Source organism: Tibeticola sp., assembly GCF_022759015.1.
Classification (GTDB): Bacteria; Pseudomonadota; Gammaproteobacteria; order Burkholderiales; family Burkholderiaceae_C; genus Tibeticola; species Tibeticola sediminis.
This window is the reverse complement of record NZ_JAEMQB010000011.1, coordinates 1-21,370: the sequence shown is the minus strand read 5'-3', so window position 1 is coordinate 21,370 and position 21,370 is coordinate 1. Positions and strand designations below refer to the sequence as shown.

Annotated in this window: 27 protein-coding genes; 12 read left to right on the top strand and 15 right to left on the bottom strand. The window is 66.0% G+C overall.

Annotation, left to right across the window (positions count from 1 at the left end):
- The first annotated feature begins 111 nt into the window (after window positions 1-111).
- Both JHC36_RS00865 and JHC36_RS00860 read left to right on the top strand, forming a co-directional pair.
- Window positions 112-822 carry a TerC family protein gene (locus JHC36_RS00865; RefSeq protein ID WP_287914672.1) on the top strand — a complete coding sequence of 237 codons (711 nt, stop codon included), beginning with the start codon at window positions 112-114 and terminating at the stop codon, window positions 820-822.
- An 87-nt stretch (window positions 823-909) separates the two neighbouring features.
- Window positions 910-1,242 (top strand): phage holin family protein, encoded by a 333-nt coding sequence (locus JHC36_RS00860; protein ID WP_124219160.1) that lies wholly within the window; start codon window positions 910-912, stop codon window positions 1,240-1,242.
- Between the two features lie 12 nt (window positions 1,243-1,254).
- Here JHC36_RS00860 and JHC36_RS00855 read toward each other — a convergent pair whose 3' ends face one another.
- Window positions 1,255-2,838, bottom strand: coding sequence for a M48 family metalloprotease (locus tag JHC36_RS00855; protein ID WP_353846108.1), 1,584 nt, complete (start codon window positions 2,836-2,838; stop codon window positions 1,255-1,257).
- Between the two features lie 265 nt (window positions 2,839-3,103).
- On the opposite strand from JHC36_RS00855, the gene moaC reads away from it, so the two are divergent.
- A complete protein-coding gene (gene moaC / locus JHC36_RS00850; RefSeq protein WP_287914671.1) occupies window positions 3,104-3,634 on the top strand; it encodes a cyclic pyranopterin monophosphate synthase MoaC in 531 nt (176 codons plus the stop codon).
- A 143-nt stretch (window positions 3,635-3,777) separates the two neighbouring features.
- On the opposite strand, the gene JHC36_RS00845 is transcribed toward moaC, so the two are convergent.
- The 9 genes from JHC36_RS00845 to JHC36_RS00805 all read right to left on the bottom strand — a co-directional run bounded on the left by JHC36_RS00845 (window position 3,778) and on the right by JHC36_RS00805 (window position 10,917).
- Window positions 3,778-4,203 carry a F0F1 ATP synthase subunit epsilon gene (locus JHC36_RS00845; protein ID WP_287914669.1) on the bottom strand — a complete coding sequence of 142 codons (426 nt, stop codon included), beginning with the start codon at window positions 4,201-4,203 and terminating at the stop codon, window positions 3,778-3,780.
- Window positions 4,204-4,287: 84 nt separating this feature from the next.
- Window positions 4,288-5,694 (bottom strand): F0F1 ATP synthase subunit beta, encoded by a 1,407-nt coding sequence (atpD, locus tag JHC36_RS00840; protein WP_287914666.1) that lies wholly within the window; start codon window positions 5,692-5,694, stop codon window positions 4,288-4,290.
- Between the two features lie 53 nt (window positions 5,695-5,747).
- Window positions 5,748-6,626, bottom strand: coding sequence for a F0F1 ATP synthase subunit gamma (atpG, locus tag JHC36_RS00835; protein WP_124219168.1), 879 nt, complete (start codon window positions 6,624-6,626; stop codon window positions 5,748-5,750).
- 26 nt (window positions 6,627-6,652) lie between these two features.
- A complete protein-coding gene (gene atpA, locus JHC36_RS00830) occupies window positions 6,653-8,206 on the bottom strand; it encodes a F0F1 ATP synthase subunit alpha (protein ID WP_287914662.1) in 1,554 nt (517 codons plus the stop codon).
- 34 nt (window positions 8,207-8,240) lie between these two features.
- On the bottom strand, window positions 8,241-8,771 hold the full coding sequence (locus JHC36_RS00825; protein ID WP_124219172.1) for a F0F1 ATP synthase subunit delta: 531 nt from the start codon (window positions 8,769-8,771) through the stop codon (window positions 8,241-8,243).
- 11 nt (window positions 8,772-8,782) lie between these two features.
- Complete coding sequence (locus JHC36_RS00820) at window positions 8,783-9,253, bottom strand: F0F1 ATP synthase subunit B (protein ID WP_287914657.1); 471 nt, start codon at window positions 9,251-9,253, stop codon at window positions 8,783-8,785.
- A 41-nt stretch (window positions 9,254-9,294) separates the two neighbouring features.
- Window positions 9,295-9,543, bottom strand: a complete 249-nt coding sequence (gene atpE / locus JHC36_RS00815; RefSeq protein ID WP_011827793.1) for a F0F1 ATP synthase subunit C — start codon at window positions 9,541-9,543, stop codon at window positions 9,295-9,297.
- Between the two features lie 51 nt (window positions 9,544-9,594).
- On the bottom strand, window positions 9,595-10,455 hold the full coding sequence (atpB, locus tag JHC36_RS00810; RefSeq protein ID WP_287914642.1) for a F0F1 ATP synthase subunit A: 861 nt from the start codon (window positions 10,453-10,455) through the stop codon (window positions 9,595-9,597).
- Window positions 10,456-10,473: 18 nt separating this feature from the next.
- Window positions 10,474-10,917, bottom strand: a complete 444-nt coding sequence (locus JHC36_RS00805) for an ATP synthase subunit I (RefSeq protein WP_287914639.1) — start codon at window positions 10,915-10,917, stop codon at window positions 10,474-10,476.
- 199 nt (window positions 10,918-11,116) lie between these two features.
- On the opposite strand from JHC36_RS00805, the gene JHC36_RS00800 reads away from it, so the two are divergent.
- The 4 genes from JHC36_RS00800 to lipA are packed head-to-tail and all read left to right on the top strand — an operon-like array spanning window position 11,117 to window position 14,040.
- Window positions 11,117-12,013 carry an aminotransferase class IV gene (locus tag JHC36_RS00800; protein ID WP_287914636.1) on the top strand — a complete coding sequence of 299 codons (897 nt, stop codon included), beginning with the start codon at window positions 11,117-11,119 and terminating at the stop codon, window positions 12,011-12,013.
- Window positions 12,010-12,312 carry a YbeD family protein gene (locus tag JHC36_RS00795; RefSeq protein WP_124219180.1) on the top strand — a complete coding sequence of 101 codons (303 nt, stop codon included), beginning with the start codon at window positions 12,010-12,012 and terminating at the stop codon, window positions 12,310-12,312. The genes JHC36_RS00800 and JHC36_RS00795 overlap by 4 nt, the downstream gene beginning before the upstream one ends.
- A gap of 17 nt (window positions 12,313-12,329) precedes the next feature.
- On the top strand, window positions 12,330-13,007 hold the full coding sequence (gene lipB / locus JHC36_RS00790) for a lipoyl(octanoyl) transferase LipB (RefSeq protein WP_124221021.1): 678 nt from the start codon (window positions 12,330-12,332) through the stop codon (window positions 13,005-13,007).
- A 19-nt stretch (window positions 13,008-13,026) separates the two neighbouring features.
- Window positions 13,027-14,040, top strand: coding sequence for a lipoyl synthase (gene lipA / locus JHC36_RS00785; RefSeq protein ID WP_503006726.1), 1,014 nt, complete (start codon window positions 13,027-13,029; stop codon window positions 14,038-14,040).
- Between the two features lie 60 nt (window positions 14,041-14,100).
- On the opposite strand, the gene JHC36_RS00780 is transcribed toward lipA, so the two are convergent.
- Window positions 14,101-14,466 carry a carboxymuconolactone decarboxylase family protein gene (locus JHC36_RS00780; RefSeq protein ID WP_124219182.1) on the bottom strand — a complete coding sequence of 122 codons (366 nt, stop codon included), beginning with the start codon at window positions 14,464-14,466 and terminating at the stop codon, window positions 14,101-14,103.
- Between the two features lie 26 nt (window positions 14,467-14,492).
- On the opposite strand from JHC36_RS00780, the gene JHC36_RS00775 reads away from it, so the two are divergent.
- Window positions 14,493-15,347, top strand: a complete 855-nt coding sequence (locus JHC36_RS00775) for a DMT family transporter (protein ID WP_287914631.1) — start codon at window positions 14,493-14,495, stop codon at window positions 15,345-15,347.
- Here JHC36_RS00775 and ptsP read toward each other — a convergent pair whose 3' ends face one another.
- Genes ptsP through JHC36_RS00760 form a run of 3 tightly spaced genes read right to left on the bottom strand, consistent with a single transcriptional unit; the run spans window position 15,348 to window position 17,866 of the window.
- On the bottom strand, window positions 15,348-17,108 hold the full coding sequence (gene ptsP / locus JHC36_RS00770) for a phosphoenolpyruvate--protein phosphotransferase (protein WP_287914629.1): 1,761 nt from the start codon (window positions 17,106-17,108) through the stop codon (window positions 15,348-15,350).
- Between the two features lie 49 nt (window positions 17,109-17,157).
- The gene (locus JHC36_RS00765; protein ID WP_124219187.1) at window positions 17,158-17,430 is read right to left on the bottom strand and encodes an HPr family phosphocarrier protein; all 273 of its coding nucleotides are present in this window, start codon (window positions 17,428-17,430) and stop codon (window positions 17,158-17,160) included.
- Window positions 17,396-17,866: a PTS sugar transporter subunit IIA gene (locus tag JHC36_RS00760; protein WP_287914627.1), complete on the bottom strand. Its 471-nt coding sequence runs from the start codon at window positions 17,864-17,866 to the stop codon at window positions 17,396-17,398. Before JHC36_RS00760 ends, JHC36_RS00765 begins: the two co-directional genes overlap by 35 nt.
- A 191-nt stretch (window positions 17,867-18,057) precedes the next feature.
- Here JHC36_RS00760 and JHC36_RS00755 point away from each other — a divergent pair, with 191 nt between their 5' ends.
- Complete coding sequence (locus JHC36_RS00755) at window positions 18,058-18,246, top strand: hypothetical protein (RefSeq protein WP_287914624.1); 189 nt, start codon at window positions 18,058-18,060, stop codon at window positions 18,244-18,246.
- Window positions 18,247-18,248: 2 nt separating this feature from the next.
- Here JHC36_RS00755 and JHC36_RS00750 read toward each other — a convergent pair whose 3' ends face one another.
- Window positions 18,249-18,794 carry a hypothetical protein gene (locus JHC36_RS00750; protein ID WP_287914623.1) on the bottom strand — a complete coding sequence of 182 codons (546 nt, stop codon included), beginning with the start codon at window positions 18,792-18,794 and terminating at the stop codon, window positions 18,249-18,251.
- Window positions 18,795-18,863: 69 nt separating this feature from the next.
- Here JHC36_RS00750 and JHC36_RS00745 point away from each other — a divergent pair, with 69 nt between their 5' ends.
- The 3 genes from JHC36_RS00745 to JHC36_RS00735 all read left to right on the top strand — a co-directional run.
- A complete protein-coding gene (locus JHC36_RS00745) occupies window positions 18,864-20,099 on the top strand; it encodes a CaiB/BaiF CoA transferase family protein (RefSeq protein ID WP_287914621.1) in 1,236 nt (411 codons plus the stop codon).
- A complete protein-coding gene (locus JHC36_RS00740) occupies window positions 20,099-20,830 on the top strand; it encodes an alpha/beta fold hydrolase (RefSeq protein ID WP_287914619.1) in 732 nt (243 codons plus the stop codon). The genes JHC36_RS00745 and JHC36_RS00740 overlap by 1 nt, the downstream gene beginning before the upstream one ends.
- 52 nt (window positions 20,831-20,882) lie before the next feature.
- A partial coding sequence (locus JHC36_RS00735; protein WP_287914616.1) for a TlpA disulfide reductase family protein occupies window positions 20,883-21,370 on the top strand: 488 nt, incomplete at its 3' end.

Below are 21,370 nucleotides of genomic sequence, written 5' to 3'. Positions count from 1 at the left end.
TGGGGATTTGGGCCGCCGACCACCACGGGCGCACCCAGCCGCTCCCATCCGTCCTGCTCGACCTATCATTGGCGGCCTTGTTGCAGCGCCTCTGAATTGGAAGTGACCTTGTTGGATCTATTCTCCGCGGGCTGGTGGTCCGCTCTGCTCGCCATCGTTCTGATCGACCTCGTCCTGGCCGGCGACAACGCCATCGTCATCGCGCTGGCGGCGCGCACCCTGCCCAGCGCGCTGCAGCGCCGGGCCATCGTCTGGGGAACGGTGGGCGCCATCGTCGTGCGCAGCGCCATGACGGTCGGGGTGGTTTGGTTGCTGCGCATCCCGGGCCTCATGGCCGTCGGCGGCCTCGGTCTGCTTTGGATCGCGTATCAGTTGCTCGACGATGACGAGGGCACCGACGACGAGGGACAGGCTCTGGTCAAACCGGCCCAGACCTTCGCTGGCGCCATCCGCACCATCGTCGTCGCCGACGCCCTGATGGGCATCGACAACGTGCTCGGTGTGGCGGGGGCCGCCCACGGCGCCATCGATTTGGTGATCGTCGGGCTGTTGATCAGCGTGCCCATCGTCGTGTTCGGCAGTAGCGTCGTCCTCAAGCTCGTGGAGCGCTTCCCGGTGATCATTCATCTCGGCGCCGCCGTCCTGGCCTGGACCGGCGCCCACATGGTGGCCGGCGAGCCGCTGCTGGCCCCCTGGTTTGGCAACGCACAGGCCGCCACCACGGGGCAAACCGCTGCCCGCTGGGGCTTGGGCGTCCTCTGCGTCGCAGGCGTTCTGGGCCTGGACCTTTGGCGCCGCCGGCGCTCGAAGCCCGCCGGCTGAACCCAGGGACTGTCGGCAGCGCGTCGGGCTGCGCCCGAGGGCGAGTCGATTTCCCGCCTTGCCCTTGGGCGGTGTTATCCTGCCGCCATGAAGCTCATTTTGAAGTGGTTTCTCTACGCCATCGCGCTGGTGGCGGTGTCTCAGCTCTATCCGGGCGTGCAGGTCGCTGGATTCACCGCGGCGCTTGTCGCGGCGGCGGTCATCGGCCTGCTCAACACCATCGTGCGGCCGGTGCTGGTGCTGCTGACCCTGCCGGTCACCGTCGTGACGCTGGGGCTGTTCCTTTTCGTCATCAACGCCTTGATGTTTTGGCTCGCGGGCAGCATTCTCGCGGGCTTTCAGGTGAGCGGCTTTGGTGCGGCACTCCTCGGATCGCTGATTTATTCGGCACTCGGCTTGCTGATCGACGCGGTCGTCTGAGGCAACGCGGCCTCAGCGGCTGGGCCGCTCGCGCTGCAATTCCTCCTTCAAGGCCGCCTGAGTTTGACGCACCCGGCTGTCGACGATCGCCGCTTCGATGTCATTGGCAGGCGTTTTTGGCGCCTGCGCAAGGAGCGCTTGCGCGGCCCGGAAGCGGTCGAGCGCGCCGGTCAGGTCCAGCCGTGCCCAACGTTGCTCGCCCTCGGCACGCACGGCTTGCGCGGTCCAGCCTTGCTTGCGCCAGGCTTGCGCGAGCCAGTGCCAGGCCAGGCCATCCTTCGGATGGGTGGCCAGCCAGGTTTGCAAGGTCGACGCCGCGCGCTCGGGCTGACCCCGCTGGATTTCGGCCTCGGCCACCAGCAGACGCTCCGGGCGCGGCAGGCTCTCGCGCTGCTGCGGACCGCCCAGCCGCAACACCGCGAGGGCAACATCGGGGCGGCCAGCGTTCAACGCCAACTCGGCGCGCAGCAGGCGCACCCAGCGCGAGGCTTGCGCATCGTCCGACACGAGAGGGACCAGGTCCGCCGCCATCCGTTCTGCGGCCGAGGCATCGCCCAGCGCCTGCTGCGCCAAGGCCGCGGCATACAGCGCCGCTGCCCGGCGCGGCGCACTTTGGGTCGCGAAAGCCGGATCACGCGGCTCCTGCGCCCATCGGCGCAGCGCATCGGCGCCCGGCTTGGCCAGCACCCGCGCGCGCGCCGCCATCAGCATTTGGGTCATGTCCGTTGGCGGCTCAGCGCCGGGGTTGGCACGCTCCGACAATCGAGCGCGCATCTCCGCGAGACGTTCGGTCGTGAGCGGGTGGCTGCGCAGGTAGGGAAAGCTTCCATCGTCGTTGAGGCGTGCGCTTTGCTGCAGCCGCTCGAACATCCGCACGAAAGCCTCCGGCTGGTAGCCGGCTTGGCCCATCAGACCCAATCCGACGCGGTCCGCTTCACGCTCCATGTCACGGGTGAAGTTGAGTTGCTGTTGCGCGGCGACCGCCTGGCCGCCCACGAGGATGGCGTTGGCCATTTCCGGGTTGCGGCTCATCGCCGCCGCCCCCAGCAACAACGCCCCGAGCAACAAGGGCGCCTGCTGATCCTGCCGCTCGAACATGCGGGCAATGTGGCGTTGCGTCACATGGCTGAGCTCATGCGCCAGCACCGAGGCGAGTTCATCCCGCTGGCTCACCGCGCCGATCAGCCCGAGATTCAGGCCCAGGTAACCGCCCGGCAGCGCAAACGCATTGATGCTGCGGTCGCGCAGCAACATGATTTGCCAGGCGAAACGGTCTTCGAGTTCCGGCGGCAATTCCCCCCGCAGCTTGGCCGCGGCGAGAAGGGGCGCCCACACACCCTCGACATAGTCGGCCAGGACGGGATCATCCAGATAGTCGGGGTCGGCATAGATCAGGCGCGCGATGCGCTCACCGATGCTGCGCTCTTCGGCAGCCCCCAGCGAGCTACCATCTCCGAGTGCCGGAAGTTGCGCAGCGCTCTGGCTCGGCGCCAGGCTGGTCACGGCTGCGAGACCGATCGAAAGGGCCAGCACCATGGGACGAAACCGCAGCAACCGGGGCAAATGCGCGCGCAGCGCCTGGACCATGGGCTTCATATCGGAACGTAGCCTTCAGAGGAGGGAAAACGAAGCACTATGATGCGCGCAAAATTCAACCCAGATTGTCCATTAGGATGCACGAAGATGGCGCGGCGGTTTGCGCGTGGATTCGCGCACGGGGGAGGAGCCAATAGCCTAGTCTATTGGCGACGAGCACGGGGGCGAAGACGCCGCAAAGCGACCGCCAGGGCGTGCGTAGGCTCGTCGGGCCGCCTAATGGACAATCTGGGTTCAACTCCGCGCCCAACCCGGACTCTGCCTTATGAAGACCGACCCATCTGCCACCTCGACGCTCACGCATTTCGATGCGCAGGGCCGCGCCCATATGGTCGACGTCGCCGAAAAGCCCGCGACCCGCCGAACCGCCGTCGCTGCGGGCCGCATCGAGATGCAGCCGGCCACGCTCGAGCAGATCCGGGCGGGCACCAGCCGTAAGGGCGATGTCCTGGGCATCGCTCGGGTTGCCGGCATCATGGCCGCCAAGCGCACGAGCGACCTCATTCCCTTGTGCCACCCTTTGGCCTTGACCCACGTCGCGATCGAACTCACGCCCAGCGCGGCCGAATGCGGTGAAACGCCCGCCGTGGAGTGCCAGGCGACGGTGGAAACGGTCGGCCCAACCGGCGTCGAAATGGAGGCGCTGACGGCTGTCCAGGTGGCTCTCCTGACCATCTACGACATGTGCAAGGCAGTCGATCGCGGCATGACCATTCAGGCGGTGCGCCTGATCGAAAAAAAGGGCGGCAAGTCTGGCCACTATCGCCGGGAAGGCGCCTCGGGCCACGCCGAATAGCTGCCGTGTGGGCGTGCACCGGTCGGCGGTGCGCCCCCGGCCGCTGAGCCCATGAGCGGTTCCCGCAGATCCAAAAAACAAAACCCCCGCGGAAAGCACATTTCCCGGGGGCTTTTCTAGGGGGCGAGCGAAGCGAGTCGGCTTCAGTCGCTCCACTTCTTGCTGCGGTACTTGCGCAAGGCGGCGAGCTGGGCAGCCATGACCGCCAGTTCGGATTTAGCCTTGGCCAGCTCGATCTCGCTCTTGGCGTTCTTGAGCGCGTCTTCGGCGGCACGGCGCGCCTCGTTGGCTTTCTCTTCGTCGAGATCCTTGCCGCGAACCGCCGTGTCCGACAGAACCGTGACCCGATTGGGCTGAACTTCGAGGATGCCACCAGCGACGAAGATGAACTCTTCTCGCCCGTCCGCGAGCTCGATACGAACCGACCCCGCCTTGATGCGCGAAATCAGCGGCGTATGGCGCGGATAGATGCCCAGTTCGCCCACCTCACCGGGCAAGGCGACGAAACGCGCCTCTCCCGAGAAGATGGACTCCTCGGCGCTGACCACATCGACGTGGATCGTGCTCATAGTTGCTCCATGAAATGAGAAGTTGGAAGAAAACCGGACGGATGGCCTGGCCCGCCCCGAACAGGAGAGCCAGGCCGCTCAGCTTCAGGCCAGTTTCTTCGCCTTCTCGAACGCCTCGTCGATCGTGCCGACCATGTAGAAGGCCTGCTCGGGCAGATGGTCGCACTCGCCGTTGACGATCATCTTGAAACCCCGGATCGTCTCGGACAGCGGGACGTACTTGCCAGGGGCGCCCGTGAACACTTCAGCCACGTGGAACGGCTGCGACAGGAAGCGCTGCATCTTCCGGGCGCGGGCCACCGCCAGCTTGTCTTCGGGAGCCAACTCGTCCATACCGAGAATGGCGATGATGTCGCGCAGTTCTTTGTAGCGCTGCAGCGTGCCTTGGACGGCGCGCGCGGTTTCGTAGTGCTCCTGACCCACGACCAGCGGGTCGAGCTGACGGCTGGTGGAGTCCAGCGGATCCACCGCGGGATAGATACCGAGCGCGGCAATGTCACGAGACAACACGACGGTCGAGTCCAGGTGCGCGAAGGTCGTCGCGGGCGACGGGTCGGTCAAGTCGTCGGCCGGAACGTAGACGGCCTGAATGGAGGTGATCGAGCCCACTTTGGTCGAGGTGATCCGCTCTTGCAGCCGACCCATTTCTTCCGCCAGCGTCGGCTGATAACCCACGGCCGAAGGCATACGTCCCAACAGCGCGGACACTTCGGTACCGGCTAGGGTGTAGCGATAGATGTTGTCCACGAAGAACAGCACGTCGCGGCCCTCGTCGCGGAAGGATTCAGCGATGGTCAGACCGGTGAGCGCCACGCGCAGGCGGTTGCCCGGCGGCTCGTTCATCTGACCGTACACCATGGCCACTTTCGACTCGGCGAGGTTGTCGAGCTTCACGACGCCCGACTCGGCCATCTCGTGGTAGAAGTCGTTGCCCTCGCGGGTGCGCTCACCCACGCCCGCGAACACGGACAGACCCGAGTGCGCCTTGGCGATGTTGTTGATGAGTTCCATCATGTTGACGGTCTTGCCGACACCGGCGCCGCCGAACAGACCCACCTTGCCGCCCTTGGCAAACGGGCAAACCAAGTCGATCACCTTGATGCCGGTCTCGAGCAGCTCGGTCGAAGGCGACAGCTCGTCATAAGACGGCGCCTTGCGGTGAATCGAGGCGGTGAGCTCGGAATCGACCGGCCCGCGCTCGTCGATGGGGTTGCCGAGCACGTCCATGATGCGCCCGAGGGTCGCCTTGCCGACGGGCACGGTGATTGGGTGGCCGGTGTTCTGCACCATCATGCCGCGACGCAGACCCTCGGAAGAGCCAAGCGCAATGGTACGAACGATGCCGTCGCCGAGCTGTTGCTGAACTTCCAAAGTCAGCGCCGACCCTTCCATCTTGAGTGCGTCGTACACCTTGGGCATTTGGTCCCGCGGAAACTCGACGTCCACGACGGCGCCGATGCACTGAACAATTTTTCCTTCAACCTGAGCCATTTTTTGCTCCAAAAATATCAATCTTGATGAACCGTCGACCCTGCGGCCTGCCGTCAGACCGCAGCGGCGCCCGCCACGATCTCGGAGAGTTCCTTCGTGATGCCCGCTTGGCGCGTCTTGTTGTAGACGAGCTTGAGTTCACTGATCACGTTGCCCGCGTTGTCGGTCGCCGCCTTCATGGCCACCATCCGAGCGGACTGCTCGGACGCCATGTTTTCCGCAACGGCCTGATAAACCAATGCCTCGACATAGCGAAGCAGCAGGTCATCGATGACGCTTTGCGCATCGGGCTCGTAGATGTAGTCCCAGGAGTGTTGCGCGCCGGCGGCACGCGACTGCTCACTCATCTCGGCGGCCGACAGGGGCAACAGGCGCTCGACGACCGACTCCTGCTTCATCGTGTTGATGAAGCGGGTGTAGCACAGGTAAACCGCGTTGAGTTCGCCCTTGGCGTATTGGTCGAGCAGCACCTTGACCGGGCCGATGAGGCGATCGAGGTGCGGGGTGTCGCCGAGCTGCGTCGCTTGGGCAAACACCTTCGCGCCGATGCGGTTGAGGAAGCCCAAGCCCTTGTTGCCGATGGCGACCGTGCGGATGTCGTGGCCCTGCGCCTGGACATCGCGCATCTTGTTGGTCACGGCACGAAGGATGTTGGTATTCATGCCGCCGCACAAGCCCTTGTCCGTCGTGACCACCACGAAGCCCGACGCCTTCACATCGTGAACCCGCATGAACGGATGCACGTATTCGGGGTTGGCCTCGCCGAGGTTGACCGCAATGGCCCGCACTTTCTCACTGTAGGGGCGGGCAGCACGCATCCGGTCCTGCGCTTTGCGCATCTTGGAGGCGGCGACCATTTCCATCGCCTTGGTGATCTTCTTGGTGTTCTCCACCGATTTGATCTTGTCCCGAATTTCCTTGCCTGCTGCCATATCAGCCTCCTAAAGCTCCGACGCGTTCAGGCGAACGTTTTCTTGAAGGCGGTGATGGCGGCGTTGAGCTCGGCCTCGGCGTCCTTGTCCATGGCCTTCTCGGCTTCGAGCTTGGCCAACAGCGCGGCGTGCTTGTCTTTCAGATAAGCATGCAGGCCATGTTCGAACGGAAGGACTTTCTTCACGTCGATGTCGTCGAGGAAGCCCTTGTTCACCGCGTAGAGCGAGGCGGCCATCAGCGAGATGGGCAGCGGGCTGTACTGCGGCTGCTTGAGCAGCTCGGTGACGCGCGCGCCGCGGTCGAGCTGCTTGCGCGTGGCTTCGTCGAGGTCCGACGCAAACTGGGCGAAGGCCGCGAGTTCGCGGTACTGCGCGAGGTCGGTCCGGATGCCGCCGGAGAGCGACTTGATCAGCTTGGGCTGCGCCGCACCACCCACGCGAGACACCGAGATACCCGCGTTGATGGCGGGACGGATGCCGGCGTTGAACAGGTTGGTTTCCAAGAAGATCTGGCCGTCCGTGATCGAAATCACGTTGGTCGGAACGAAGGCCGAGACGTCACCGGCTTGGGTTTCGATGATCGGCAACGCGGTCAACGAGCCGGTCTTGCCCTTGACTTCTCCATTGGTGAACTTCTCGACATAGTCGGCGTTCACGCGCGCAGCCCGCTCGAGCAGACGACTGTGCAGGTAGAAGATGTCGCCAGGGTAGGCTTCGCGGCCCGGCGGACGGCGCAGCAGCAGCGACACCTGGCGGTAGGCCACCGCCTGCTTCGACAGATCGTCATAGACGATGAGGGCGTCCTGGCCTCGGTCACGGAAGTATTCACCCATCGTGCAGCCGGAGTAGGCTGCGATGTACTGCATGGCGGCCGACTCGGATGCCGAAGCAGCCACGACGATGGTGTACTCCATCGCGCCGGCCTGCTCGAGCGCACGAACGACGTTCTTGATCGACGAGGCCTTTTGACCGATGGCCACGTAGATACAGGTCATGTTCTGACCTTTTTGATTGATGATCGCGTCGATCGCCACGGCAGTCTTACCGGTCTGGCGGTCGCCAATGATCAATTCACGCTGGCCACGGCCGACCGGGACCATCGAGTCGATGGACTTCAGACCGGTCTGGACGGGTTGGTCGACCGACTTCCGGGCGATCACGCCCGGGGCGACCTTTTCGATGACGTCGGTGAGCTTGGCATTGATCGGGCCCTTGCCGTCAATGGGTTGGCCCAGCGCGTTGACGACGCGGCCGATGAGTTCGGGGCCCACGGGCACTTCGAGAATGCGGCCCGTGCACTTGACGGTGTCGCCTTCCGAAATGTGCTCGTACTCGCCCAGAATCACGGCGCCGACGGAGTCGCGCTCGAGGTTCAAGGCGAGGCCATAGGTGGGAACGCCGGCCGCGGTCGCCGGGAATTCGAGCATTTCGCCCTGCATCGCATTGGACAGGCCGTGGATGCGGACGATGCCGTCGGTCACGGACACGACGGTGCCCTGGTTGCGAATGTCGGCGCTGGGGGCCAGCCCTTCGATGCGACTCTTGATGAGTTCGGAAATCTCTGCGGGATTGAGTTGCATGACTCTTTCCTTCTTTCTTAAATGAGCCGATGGCTTACGCCGTCAGCGCGACTTTCATTTGTTCCAAACGGGCTTGGACCGAGGCGTCGAGCACCTCGTCGCCCACCGAGACGCGGATCCCGCCGATCAAAGCCGGGTCGACTTCGACGCGGGCGTCGAGCTTGCGACCAAAGCGCCGCTCGAGCACCGCCAAGACGTCTTGCAACGCGGCGGGATCGATCGGGTAGGCGCTTTGGATGACCGCTTCTGCGACACCGCGCTGCTCGCTGCGCAAGGCGCGGTATTGGGCCGCGATCTCGGGCAAGACCGCAAGGCGCCCGTTCTCGATCACGGTCCGCAGAAAGTTCTGCCCCACTTCGGGCAACGGGGTGCGCAGCACCGAGCGAACCAGCTCGAAAACCTGTTCGGCACTGACCTTGGGATCTTCCGCAAACTGCAACAGTTGCTCGTTTTGGGCAATGACAGCGAGCTCGTCGAGCCATGCCACCGTGCCGTCGAGATCGGCGGCGGTCGCCTTGAACAGAGCTTCGGCGTAGGGGCGTGCAATGGTGGCAAGTTCGGCCATGGACGTCCCTCTTACAGCTCAGACTTCAGACGATGGAGCAATTCTGCGTGGACGGCCGGATTGACTTCCTTACGCAGGATTTGCTCGGCGCCTTTGACGGCCAGAATCGCGACCTGCTCACGGAGCGCTTCGCGCGCCTTGACGGCTTGCTGCTCGGCTTCGGCCTGAGCGGCTGCAACGATCTTAGCTGCCTCTTCATTGGCGCGAGCCTTGGCCTCCTCGATGACGCGCTGCGCCATCCGCTCGGCTTCGGCCAGACGGGCCGCCGATTCCGCGCGCGCCTGGGCCAGTTCGGCCTCGATGCGCTGATTCGCGGCGGACAGCTCGGACCGCGCCTTGTCGGCCGCGGCAAGCCCGTCGGCGATTTTCCGGGCACGCTCGTCCAGGGCCGTTGCGATCGGCGGCCACACGAACTTCATCGTGAACCACACCAGAATCGCAAAGACGATCGCCTGGACGAATAGGGTTGCGTTGATGCTCACGGCAACACCCTTTCAGACGTTGGTTTCAAAGAGGGCCGCGATTACTTCAGGACGAAGGGGTTGGCGAACGCAAACATCATCGCGATACCGACACCGATCAGGAAGGCGGCGTCGATCAGACCGGCGAGCAGGAACATCTTGGTTTGCAGCTCGTTCATGAGCTCAGGCTGGCGGGCGGCGGACTCGAGGTACTTGCTGCCCATGATGCCGATACCGATACAAGCACCGATGGCGCCGAGACCGATGATGAGACCAGCGGCGAGCGCGACAAAGCCGAGAACGTGTTCCATTTGAAGCTCCTATTGAAAAAAGAAAGTTGAGAAAGGTTGGGGAAAGGGAAATCAGTGCGCGTCGTGCGCCTGACCGACGTACACCAGCGTCAGCATCATGAAGATGAAAGCCTGCAGCGTGATGATCAGGATGTGGAAGATGGCCCAAATGCTGCCCGCAATCACATGCCCGATCGGCAGCAAGATGCCCGACAGCGACATCGCTGCAGCGCCGCCCATCAGTGCGATCAGCATGAAGACCAGCTCACCCGCGTACATGTTGCCAAACAGTCGCATCCCGTGCGAAACCGTTTTGGCTGCAAATTCGATCATCTGCATCACGAAATTGACCGGCCACAGCAAGGGGTGGCTGCCGAAAGGCGCGGTGAACAGCTCGTGGACCCAGCCGCCGATACCCTTGATCTTGATGTTGTAGGCAATGCAGACGAGCAGCACCGAGACCGACAGTCCGAGCGTCGTAGAGAGGTCTGCGGTGGGGACGACGCGCATGTAGGCATGATGTGGATCGTGCCCGGCCGCGCCGTAGATCCAAGACCAGATCATGGGAATGAAGTCGACCGGCAAAAGGTCCATGGCGTTCATCAGGAAGATCCAGACAAACACGGTCAGGGCCATGGGGGCGACGAGCTTGCGGCTCTCGGCATTGTGGATGATGCCCTTGGCCTGGCTGTCGACCATTTCGACCAGGATTTCGACGGCCGCTTGGAAACGTCCAGGAACCCCCGAAGTGGCGGAACGGGCGGCGCGCCACAGCAGCCAGGTGCCGACGATGCCCAAGACCACCGACCAGAAAATGGAATCGAGGTTGAAGACGGAAAAGTCGATCACCCCTTGCATCGGCTTGTTCTGCCAATGGGTGAGGTGGTGGACGATGTACTCGCCCGCGGTCGGTCCGTGTTGTTCAGCAGCCATCGGTGTTCCTACCCGTTTTCAGTTTCCAAACGATGCGCGACGCCAAAGCGCCACCCAATATGCCTTCATCGTCAGCACCAGGCCGATCAACAGCGCGGGCCAACTCAAACCTGGGACCAGGCGGGGCGCCAACATCAGCAGTGCCACCGTCAGTCCAACTTTTGCCGCTTCCCAGACGAAGAACCGCATCGCCGACTGGGACGCACCCGAAGCCGCCTTGCCGGAGATCCCCCGAGCCAAGACGGCCGTGGGCAACACGACCGCCATGGCGCCGTAGGCCGCCGACCCCAAAACGGCCAGTCGGCCGCTGAGGGCGCCCGCCATCGCCGCAACGATGAACCCGACGATGGCCTGGACCCACACGACCCGCCAAGGCGAGAGCCGGGGAAGCCGCTCCAGCAGGGCCCGAGCTTCTTCGGCGCTCAGCGGCTTGAATTCTTCCGCCGAATCGTCACGTGTCATCTTGTGGATCCAGAGGTTTTCCGGCTGGGCTCAGGATCGAAAGCCCACCGGGACTCGCCGCCGAAGTGCTGCGTGGTGCCCGCAAAGCCCCTCATTATACGGAGAAACCCCTGAATCGCCAGGCTTTTCGCCCGAGGCGGCCAGCTCCCGAAACCAAGGAGGCGCCTCCGCGGGGCAAAAGCGTTGGACAATCCCGCTCATGCAAGCCGAAGATTTGCCTCCTCTGCCCTGCTACCTCAACGGCGCGTACACCGAGTTGCCCAACGCCCGAGTCAGCGTGATGGACCGCGGGTTCATTTTTGGCGACGGCGTCTACGAAGTGATCCCGGTCTATGCGGGGCGACCCTTCCTGTTCGCGCAGCACATGGATCGGCTCGAGCGTTCGCTGGCCGCCGTCCGCATGACCCCACCGCTCGACCGCGCGGGCTGGCTTGCGATCGCGCAGCAGCTGATCGAGCGCCTGGCCGTGCAGCGCGCCGAAGGCGACGTGAGCCGGCTCGACCAGTTGGTCTATCTGCAGGTCACGCGCGGCATTGCGCTGCGTGACCATGTCATCCCGACGGACGCAAGCCCCACGGTGTTTGCGATGACGAACGTGATGCGACCGCCCTCGAGCCTCGACCGCACACTAGGGGTGGCCTGCGTCAGCGCCGAGGATTTCCGCTGGAAGCTGGCGCACATCAAAAGCACCAGCCTGCTCGGGTCTGTGTTGGCGCGGCAAATCAGCGCCGACGTGGGCGCTGCAGAAACCATCATGTTCCGCGAGGGCTTCCTGAGCGAAGGCTCGGCGAGCAATGTGTGGGTGGTGCGGGGGCGCACCGTGATGGGGCCACCGCTCGACCATCTGGTGCTCGAAGGGGTGCGTTATCGCCTGATCGAATCGTTCTGCCGCCAGCTGGGCTTGGGTTTCGAGTTGCGGCGGATCGACCGAGCGGAGGTGGAAGCGGCCGATGAGTTGTTGCTGTCATCGGCCACGAAGGAGGTACTACCCGTGACGACGCTCGATGACCGCCCCGTGGGCAGCGGCAAGCCGGGGCCGGTTTATGCGGCGCTGTACGCGGCGTATCAACAAGCCAAGCAGGAGTCTTCGCAATGAACGAGCCGACGAATCCGAACGACCGCTTGGGAAAGCCGCACCAGGACTCGCTGATCGAGTATCCGTGCCTGTTCCCAATCAAGGTCATGGGTGCGCAGGTGGAGGGCTTCGTCGAGGCCGTGGTGCATGTGGCGCGGGCTTTTGATCCGGCCTACGACCCGCAAACCCTCGAGCAACGCCCGAGCCGCACCGGCAAATACCTCGGCCTGACCTTGCACATCCACGCGACGAGCCGCGAGCAGCTCGATGAGCTTTACCGCACGCTCTCCACGCACCCGATGGTGCAGGTGGTGCTGTGACCGAGCCGGCGGGCGCGATGCAGACGCGCTGGCTCGGCCGCGTGGACTATGGTCCGACGTTGGCGGCGATGCAGGACTACACCGCCCGGCGCGACGCACACACGCCCGACGAACTCTGGATCTGCGAGCATCCGAGCGTGTACACGCAGGGGCTGGCGGGCCGCGCGGAGCATGTGCTCGCACCCGGTGACATTCCGGTGGTGCAGACCAACCGCGGCGGACAGGTGACCTACCACGGACCGGGGCAGGTGGTGGCCTATCCGCTGATCGATCTGCGGCGCGCGGGCTATTTCGTCAAGGAATACGTCTGGCGGCTCGAAGCTGCGCTGATCGACACGCTGGCGCAGTTCGGTGTCACCGGCCACCGCGTCAGCGGCGCGCCCGGCGTGTATGTGCGACTCGACGACCCGTTCTCGCATGCCGCGCTCACCGGCCCCATGCCCGCGGGCGACCCGTTCCGCGGGCTGGGCAAGATCGCGGCGCTGGGCATCAAGGTCAGCCGCAATTGCAGCTACCACGGCGTGGCGCTCAACGTGGCGATGGACCTCGAGCCCTATGCGCGCATCAACCCCTGCGGCTACGCGGGCTTGCGCACCGTGGACCTTTCTACAATCGGCGTCGCAGCGCGCTGGGACGACGTGGCCCGGCAGCTCGCGCGGGAGCTCGAGCGCCGACTCGCACCCCGCCCCCACTGAAGGCCGCGCCTGAGACGCCATGACCATGAACCCCACCGAATCCCGCGTCGTACACGACGCCCAGCCGCGCGAAGCCTATGACGCCAGCGCCAAGCAGAAGGCCGCGGCCAAACTCGCGCGCATTCCGGTGAAAGTGCAGACGGGCGGCGACGTGCTGCGCAAGCCCGAGTGGATCCGGGTGAAGGCGGGCAGCCCGACCACGCGCTTCTACGAGATCAAGGACATCCTGCGACAGAACCGATTGGTGACGGTCTGCGAGGAGGCCTCGTGCCCCAACATCGGCGAGTGCTTCGGCAAGGGCACGGCCACCTTCATGATCATGGGTGACAAGTGCACGCGCCGCTGCCCGTTCTGTGACGTGGGCCACGGCCGGCCGGACCCGCTCGACCCGGCGGAGCCGGAAAACCTGGCGCGCACGATTGCCGCGCTCAAGCTGCGCTATGTCGTCATCACCAGCGTGGACCGTGACGACCTGCGCGACGGCGGTGCCGGCCACTTCGTCGCGTGCATCCGCAAGACGCGCGAGCTCTCGCCCCAGACGCAAATCGAGGTGCTGGTGCCGGACTTCCGCGGCCGCGACGACCGCGCGCTCGAAATCCTCAAGGCCGCTCCGCCCGACGTGATGAACCACAACCTCGAGACGGTGCCGCGGCTCTACAAGGAAGCCCGCCCGGGCTCGGATTATGCGTTCAGCCTGAACCTGCTCAAGAAGTTCAAGGCGCTGTTCCCGCACATCCCGACCAAGAGCGGCCTGATGGTGGGCCTGGGCGAGACGGACGAGGAAATCCTGCAGGTCATGCGCGACATGCGCGCGCATGACATCGACATGCTGACCATCGGCCAGTACCTCGCGCCCAGCGGCCACCACCTGCCGGTGCGGCGCTACGTGCACCCCGACACCTTCCGCATGTTCGAGGAACAGGCTTACGCGATGGGCTTTCGCCACGCGGCCGTGGGCGCGCTGGTGCGCAGCAGCTACCACGCCGACCAGCAGGCCGGCGGCGTGCTCGGCGAGGCCGCAGGCACCCGCTGAGCACGGTTTTCAGGCTTTTTGGCCATATGCCGGCGTGAAATGCCGCTCCTGTGCTATTCGTTATGTAGCAGACGCTTGGGCTTCCGGCGCCGTTTTCTCCCACGCAGCCAGGGCCTCGGCCGAGTACATCAGCGATGGGCCGCCGCCCATGTAGACGCAAACCGCGAGCATCTCTTCCAACTCGGCGCGCGTGCAGCCGAGCTGGTGCAGCGCCTTCACATGAAAGCCGATACACCCCGAGCAGCCCTTGGAAATCCCGATCGCCAGCGCGATCAGCTCCTTGTGCTTGGCGCTGAGCACGCCATCGGTCACGGCGGCGCGCGCGAGCTGGCCAAAGCCGGCCATGGCATGAGGCTGGGTTTTGCGAAACGGGGCGAGGCTTTCGTTGATGTCTTTCATCAAGGCTTTGTGGTCGAAGCTGCTCATGGGCGTGGTTTCCTTGTGGTGACGATGTGAGGAAGGCCGCACCGACCTTGCTGGCGCTCGGCGCCATCGGCCTGTGGGCGACGCTGGCCACGCTGGGCGTGGCGCTGGCGCACGTGCCGCCGTTTCTGCTGACGGGCAGCGCGTTGCTGGTCGGCAGTGTCGTGGCTTTGCCGCTCTCCAGACTTGACCCTCGTCAATGGTGCGTCCCCACGCGCACGCTCGCGCTGGGCGTCTACGGGCTGTTTGGCTACCACTTTTTGCTGTTCACCGCGCTGGCGCACGCGCCGCCGGTCGAGGCCAATCTGGTGAACTACCTCTGGCCGCTGCTGATGGTGGTGCTCGCGCCGCTGTTTCTGCGCGGCGTGCGGCTGCGGCTGCGGCATGTGGCCTCGGCGCTGATCGGCTTTGCCGGCGCGGCGCTGGTGATTCTGGGCGGGCGCGGCAGCTCGGATGGTCTCACCGGCGGACTGGCCTGGGGCTATCTGCCCGCGGCGGGCGCGGCCTTCGTGTGGGCGAGCTACTCGCTGCTGACGCAGCGCGTGCGTGCCTTCCCCACCGCTGCCATCGGCCTGTTCGCGCTGGTCTCGGGCTTGCTTTCGCTGCTGTGCCATGCGCTGCTGGAGCCGGCGGTGCACCTGAGCGCGCGCGACCTCGGGCTGATCGCGCTGATGGGCCTGGGCCCGCTCGGCGCGGCGTTCTTTTTGTGGGATGCGGCCTTGAAGCGTGGCGATGCGCGGCACATCGGCATCCTGAGCTTTCTCACGCCGCTGCTGTCGACGCTGCTGCTGGTCGCGGTGCGCGGTGAGTCGCCCGCGCCGAGCGTGTGGCTGGCCGGCGCGCTCATCATCGGCGCAGCCGTGGTCGGCACACGCGCGCGTTGATCAGGCCGACGCAGCCAGCATGGCCGCGGGCTCGTCGGCCGCGATCACGGCGAGCGCCCAGTCGCGCAGCCGCGCGGCGTCGGCGCGCAAGACCTCTTGCTTGACCGCGAGGATTTGCGCCGGGTGCATCGAAAAGCTGCGCAGCCCCAGCCCCAGCAGCAAGCGCGTGAGCGCCGGGTCGCCCGCCATCTCGCCGCAGAGGCTCACCGGCTTGCCATGGCGCGTGCCCGCGTCGAGCGTGGCCGCAATCAGCCGCAGCACGGCCGGATGCAGCGGGTCGTAGAGATGGGCGACGGTTTCGTCGGCACGGTCGATCGCCAGGGTGTACTGGATCAGGTCGTTGGTGCCGATGGAGAGGAAGTCGAAGCCTTGCGCAAAGCGGTCGACGATCAAGGCTGCCGCGGGTACTTCGATCATCGCGCCCACACGCACCCAGCCGTGGGGCGTGCCCGCGCGTTCGAGCTGCGCGCGCGCCTGGGCGAGTAAGACCTGGGTCTGCCGTATTTCCCCGAGGTGCGCGAGCATGGGAATCAATAGGTTCACCGGCCCGTGGGCTGCTGCGCGCAGGATGGCGCGCAGCTGGGTGAGGAACATGGCCGGCTCCGACAGGCTCCAGCGAATCGCGCGCAGCCCCAGCGCCGGGTTGAGGTGCGCCTCATCGTGCCGCACTTCGTCGAGCGGCTTGTCCGCGCCAACGTCGACGGTGCGAATGGTCACCGGCAGGCCTTGCATGCCTTCGACGGCGGCGCGGTAGGCCTGGTACTGCTCCTCCTCATCGGGCAGCACGCCGTGGCGGCCCATGAACAGGAACTCCGAGCGAAACAGCCCGACGCCGACCGCGCCCACCTTGAGCGCCGCGCGCGTGTCGTCGGGCATTTCGATGTTGGCCAGCAGCTCGATGCGCTGCCCGTCGCGGGTGACCGCCGGTGTGTGGCGCAAGCGCGAGAGCCGCTCGCGCTCCAGTGCACCCTGGCGCTGCTTGAAGCCGTACTCCGCGAGGATGATGGGCGAGGGGTCGACGATGACGATGCCGGCCTCGCCATCGACAATGATCCAGTCGTCCTGCCGCACGAGCTGGCTGGCCGTGCGCGCGCCCACCACGGCGGGAATGTCCATGCTGCGCGCGACGATCGCGGTGTGGCTGGTCTTGCCGCCCACATCGGTCACGAAGCCGGCAAACACGCTTTTCTTGAACTGCAGCATGTCGGCCGGCGACAGATCATGCGCCACCAGCACCAGCGGCACGTCGTGCCTGTCGTCGAGCAGCAGTTCGCCCTCCCGATGGGCGCGCGCTGGCGGCGGCGCGGCCACCGGCGAGGCCGCCCCGGTCATGTGCCGCAACACGCGCTCGACGACCTGCTCCAGATCGGCCTTGCGCTCGCGCAGGTAGGCGTCCTCCATTTCGTCGAACTGGCGCGCCAGCACTTCGTACTGCGTGGTGAGCGCCCACTCCGCGTTGTAGAGCCGCTCGCGGATCCAGCGCTTGACGCCGGTGGTCAGTTCCTCGTCCTGCAGCAGCATCAGATGCACGTCGAGCAGCGCCGCGAGTTCATGCGGCGCATCCTTGGGCAGGTCTTTCTGCAGCCGCTGCAGTTCCTCCACCACCGAGTTGCGCGCCACGCGCAGGCGCGCGATCTCGGCCTCGACCTGGTCGGCCTCGATGAAATAGTGCGCCACGTCGAGCCGGCTCGACGCCACCAGCACCGCGCGGCCGATGGCCACGCCGCGCGCAACGGCCAGGCCGTGGATGCTGAAGGTCATGCGCCGCTCCAGCCGTACGGGCGGGCGCGGCGGGGTGCGCGCAAGCGGCTCACTCGCCCTCCCCGAACTTGTCGTCGATGAGCGCGACGAGGGCGTCCATGGCCTCTTGCTCACGCTCGCCCGAGGTTTCGATCGTCACATCGGTGCCGATGCCCGCGGCGAGCATCATCACGCCCATGATGCTTTTGGCATTGACGCGGCGCTCGCCGCGGCTCATCCAGACCTCGCAGGGGAAGCTGCCCGCGAGCTTGGTGAGCTTGGCCGACGCGCGCGCGTGCAAGCCGAGCTTATTGCTGATGGTTACGGTCCGGGTCACGGTCATGGTGTCTCCTCACCTGGTTCTGCGGTGCTGCGGCGGCCACCCGCATCACCCCTTGCGTGCCGCCCATCAAAGCCCGCGACGCCAGCGCCTCGAGCGGCTCGCGCACATAGCTCAAGGCGCGCAGCAGCATGGGCATGTTGACGCCCGCAATCAGCGCCGCCTCGCGCGGCTCTTCGGCCAGCGATTCGACCAAACGCTGGGCCACATTGCAGGGCGTCGCCCCGAACAAATCGCTCAGCACCAGCACGCCCTGCACCGCCTCGGGCGCCCAAGCCGCGCAGAGTTCGCGTGCGGCGGCCAGCGTCGCCTCAGGCGCAACGTCGGGCTGCACGTCGAGTGCGGCCACGCGGTCCGCCGCGTCGGGAAACACATGCACCGCGCAATCGCGCAAGGCGCTGGCCAGCGGAGCATGGGCAATGAGCAGTACGCGGTTCATGGCGTGGAATTATGCGGTGCGCCCCAGACGCGGCGTGGGCACACCATCCCGCCACCGGACAGAAAGGCGGGAAACGCCACCCGATCCGCGGCCAGCGTGTCCAGACCCGCCGCTTGCAAAGGCTCGACCAAGCCGCCGAGCCTCGGCCTAAATCCGGCAGTTGACCGCTTTGAGCTTGATGCAAGGTGTTGATGTTTCGACCGTTTTTGGTGCAAAGGCCGTTCACCGCTTGGGTGCGCGCTGCGCCCCCGTTCGAGCCGCCCTCGGGCGCGGGGGCGGCGTTGCAAATCCTCGCCATGACGCCCGCCATGGCTGCGGTTTGCGCCTTGCCCGCGCGCCCGATGACGACCCGCCCGGGCGCGCCCAACTGCCGGCTTTAGGCTCAATCGCCACGCACCGCGCCGAGGAAGGTCTCGACGACGGCCGGGTCGGTCTTGGCGCCATAGACCGCCGCATGCACGACCCACACGCCGTTGGGATCGGTGCGCGCAAACCAGACGGCGCTGGCCTGCACCGGCTTACCGTCGGGTTGCGTGCCCCGCGCGTCGACCCGCACCGATTGCGGCAGCGCCAGCATGCCGCTGCCGCTCGGGGTGTAGGGCCGCTCCTGCACCTCGCTGGCATGCAGGGTTTGCAGCATGCTCTCGCGCCAGGCCGCGAGCACGGCGGCGGGCGAGGCTCCGGGGCTGAGCCGGGCGGCGGTCACGGCGAATGTGGTGCCCTGGGTGGCGCAACCGGTCATTTGCAAATCCACCAGTTCACCGGCGAGCGGCACGCGGCGGCTGGCCTGCTCGGGCTTGCACGGCAATTGGATGCGGATCGGGGCTTGTTCCAGGCGCAGGTCGCGCCAATTCCAACTCGGACTGCAAGCGCCGAGCACGAGGCCGGCAACCAGAAAGACGGGGACGAAAATGGCGCGAAACTTCATGCGGGTCATTATCGCGGCAGCGATGCGCGGGTTTGCGCCGGTTGGTGCCGCTTTGCGCACAATGCAGGCATGAACGCACTCGACGGTATCCGCATCCTCGACCTCTCCCGCGTGCTCGCCGGGCCCTGGTGCACCCAGACCCTGGCTGACCTCGGCGCCGATGTCATCAAGGTCGAACGCCCCGGCAGCGGCGACGACACCCGCCATTGGGGGCCACCGTTCCTCAAAGACACGAGCGGACGCGACACACCCGAAGCCGCCTACTACCTCGGCACCAACCGCAACAAGCGCTCGATCACCTGCGACCTGTCGCACCCCGAGGGCCAGGCGCTGATCCGCGCGCTGGTGCTGCATTGCGACGTGTTCATCGAAAACTTCAAAGTCGGTGACATGGCGCGATATGGGCTCGATGCGGCCAGCCTGCACGCGATCAACCCGCGCCTCGTCTACTGCAGCATCACCGGCTTTGGCCAGACCGGCCCCTACCGCGAGCGCGCCGGGTACGACTATGCGATCCAAGGCATGGGCGGGCTCATGAGCGTGACCGGCGAGCGCGACGAACGGGGCGGCGGACCGCAAAAAGTCGGTGTGGCGGTCGCAGATCTGTTCACCGGGCTGTACGCCACGGTCGCCATTCTCGCGGCCTTACGCCACGCCGAGCGCACCGGCGAGGGCCAGGTGATCGACGCCGCCTTGCTCGACGCGCAAGTGGCCATGCTGGCCAACCTGGGCGCGAACTATCTCGTGAGCGGCCAGGTGCCGCGCCGCATGGGCAATGCCCACCCAAACATCGTGCCCTACCAGGTGTTCGAAGTCGCGCCCGCCCCGGACGGAACGCGCGAACACATCATTCTGGCGGTCGGCAACGACGGACAGTTCGCCCGCTTCTGCGCGGTGGCGGGGCGGCCCGACCTGGCCGAGGACCCTCGCTTTGCCCACAACCCCGAGCGCGTGCGTCACCGCGACACCTTGATTCCGCTGCTCGAGTCGCTGCTGCGCCAGCGCAGCAAGGCCGACTGGCTCGCCGCGCTCGAAGCGGCGAAGGTGCCGTGCGGACCGATCAACAACCTCGCCGAGGTCTTTGCCGACCCGCAGGTGCGCGCGCGCGGCATGGTCGAGACCTGGGCGCACCCCTACAACCCCGAACTGCAGCTCGTGGCGAGCCCGCTCAAGCTCAGCGCGACACCGGTGCGACACGACCGCCCGCCGCCCCTGCTCGGACAGCACACCGACGAGGTGCTGCGCGAGTGGCTGGGCTGGGACGCGGCACGAATTGACGATCTGCGCAGCAAAGGAGTGATCTGATGGCGAACTTCGTTTTGGTTCATGGCGCCTGGCACGGGGGCTGGTGCTGGCGCGAGGTGATGCGCCCACTGGCACGCGCCGGGCACCGGGTGCATGCGGTCACGCTCACGGGGCTGGGCGAGCGCGCGCATCTGCTCTCGCCCAGCATCACGCTCGAGACCCATATCGCCGACGTGATCGGCGTCATCGAAGCCGAGGAACTCGAGGCGGTCGTGCTCGCCGTGCACTCGTATGCGGGCATGCTGGGCACGGCGGTCGCCGACCGCATGGGCGAGCGGCTCGCGCACCTGGTGTACGTGGACGCGGTCGTTCCCAAGCCTGGCGAGAGCTGGAGCAGCACCCACGCCAGCGCCACCCGGGAGGCCCGCCTGGCCGCCGCCCGCGCGCGTGCCGATTTCAGCTTTCCGCCGCCCGACCCCGCGGTGTTTGGGCTCTCGGCCGAACCGCATGCCTGGGTGGCGAGGCGGCAAACGCCGCACCCCGGTCACACGTACGAGGCACCGCTCGATTTCGACGTGCAGCGGGTCGCCCGCGTGCCGCGCACCTTCATCGACTGCACCGCGCCGCCCCTGGCCACCATCGATGTGATCCGCCAGCGCGTGCGGGATGCGCGCTTCTGGGACGGCCACTGGCTCCCCGGCGCGCGCGTGGTCGAACTCGCCACCGGTCACGACCCCATGATCAGCGCACCCGAGGCGCTGGTGGACGTCCTGCTCGCCTGCGCGGCTTGAGGCAACGCCCTAAACTCACGCCGATGCATGATGAACGCTCCGGGTGAATGAAATGAAACCACACTTGCTCTATGCCGTCATCGCCGCCGTCGTGCTCGCGGTCGGTGGCTATCTGGCGCTCGGTACCGGCGCGACACCGGCGCCGCCATCCACCTTCGTGTTGCTCGACGGCAGCAAACAGACCACGGCGGACTTCAAGGGTCGGGTCCTGCTCGTGAACTTCTGGGCGACGACCTGCACGACCTGCGTGGCGGAAATGCCCAAGCTCGTCGCCACCCACGAGAAATACGCGCCTCGAGGCTATGAGACGCTGGCGGTCGCCATGCAGTACGACCCGCCCGCCTACGTGGTCAATTTCGCCCAGACGCGCAAGCTGCCGTTCAAGGTCGCCATCGACAACACCGGCAGCGTCGCCAAGGCGTGGGGCGACGTGCAACTCACACCCACCACCTATCTCGTCGACAAGCAGGGCCGCATCGTCAAGCGCTATGTGGGCGAGCCCGACTTCGCCGAGCTGCACCGGTTGATCGAAGAACTGCT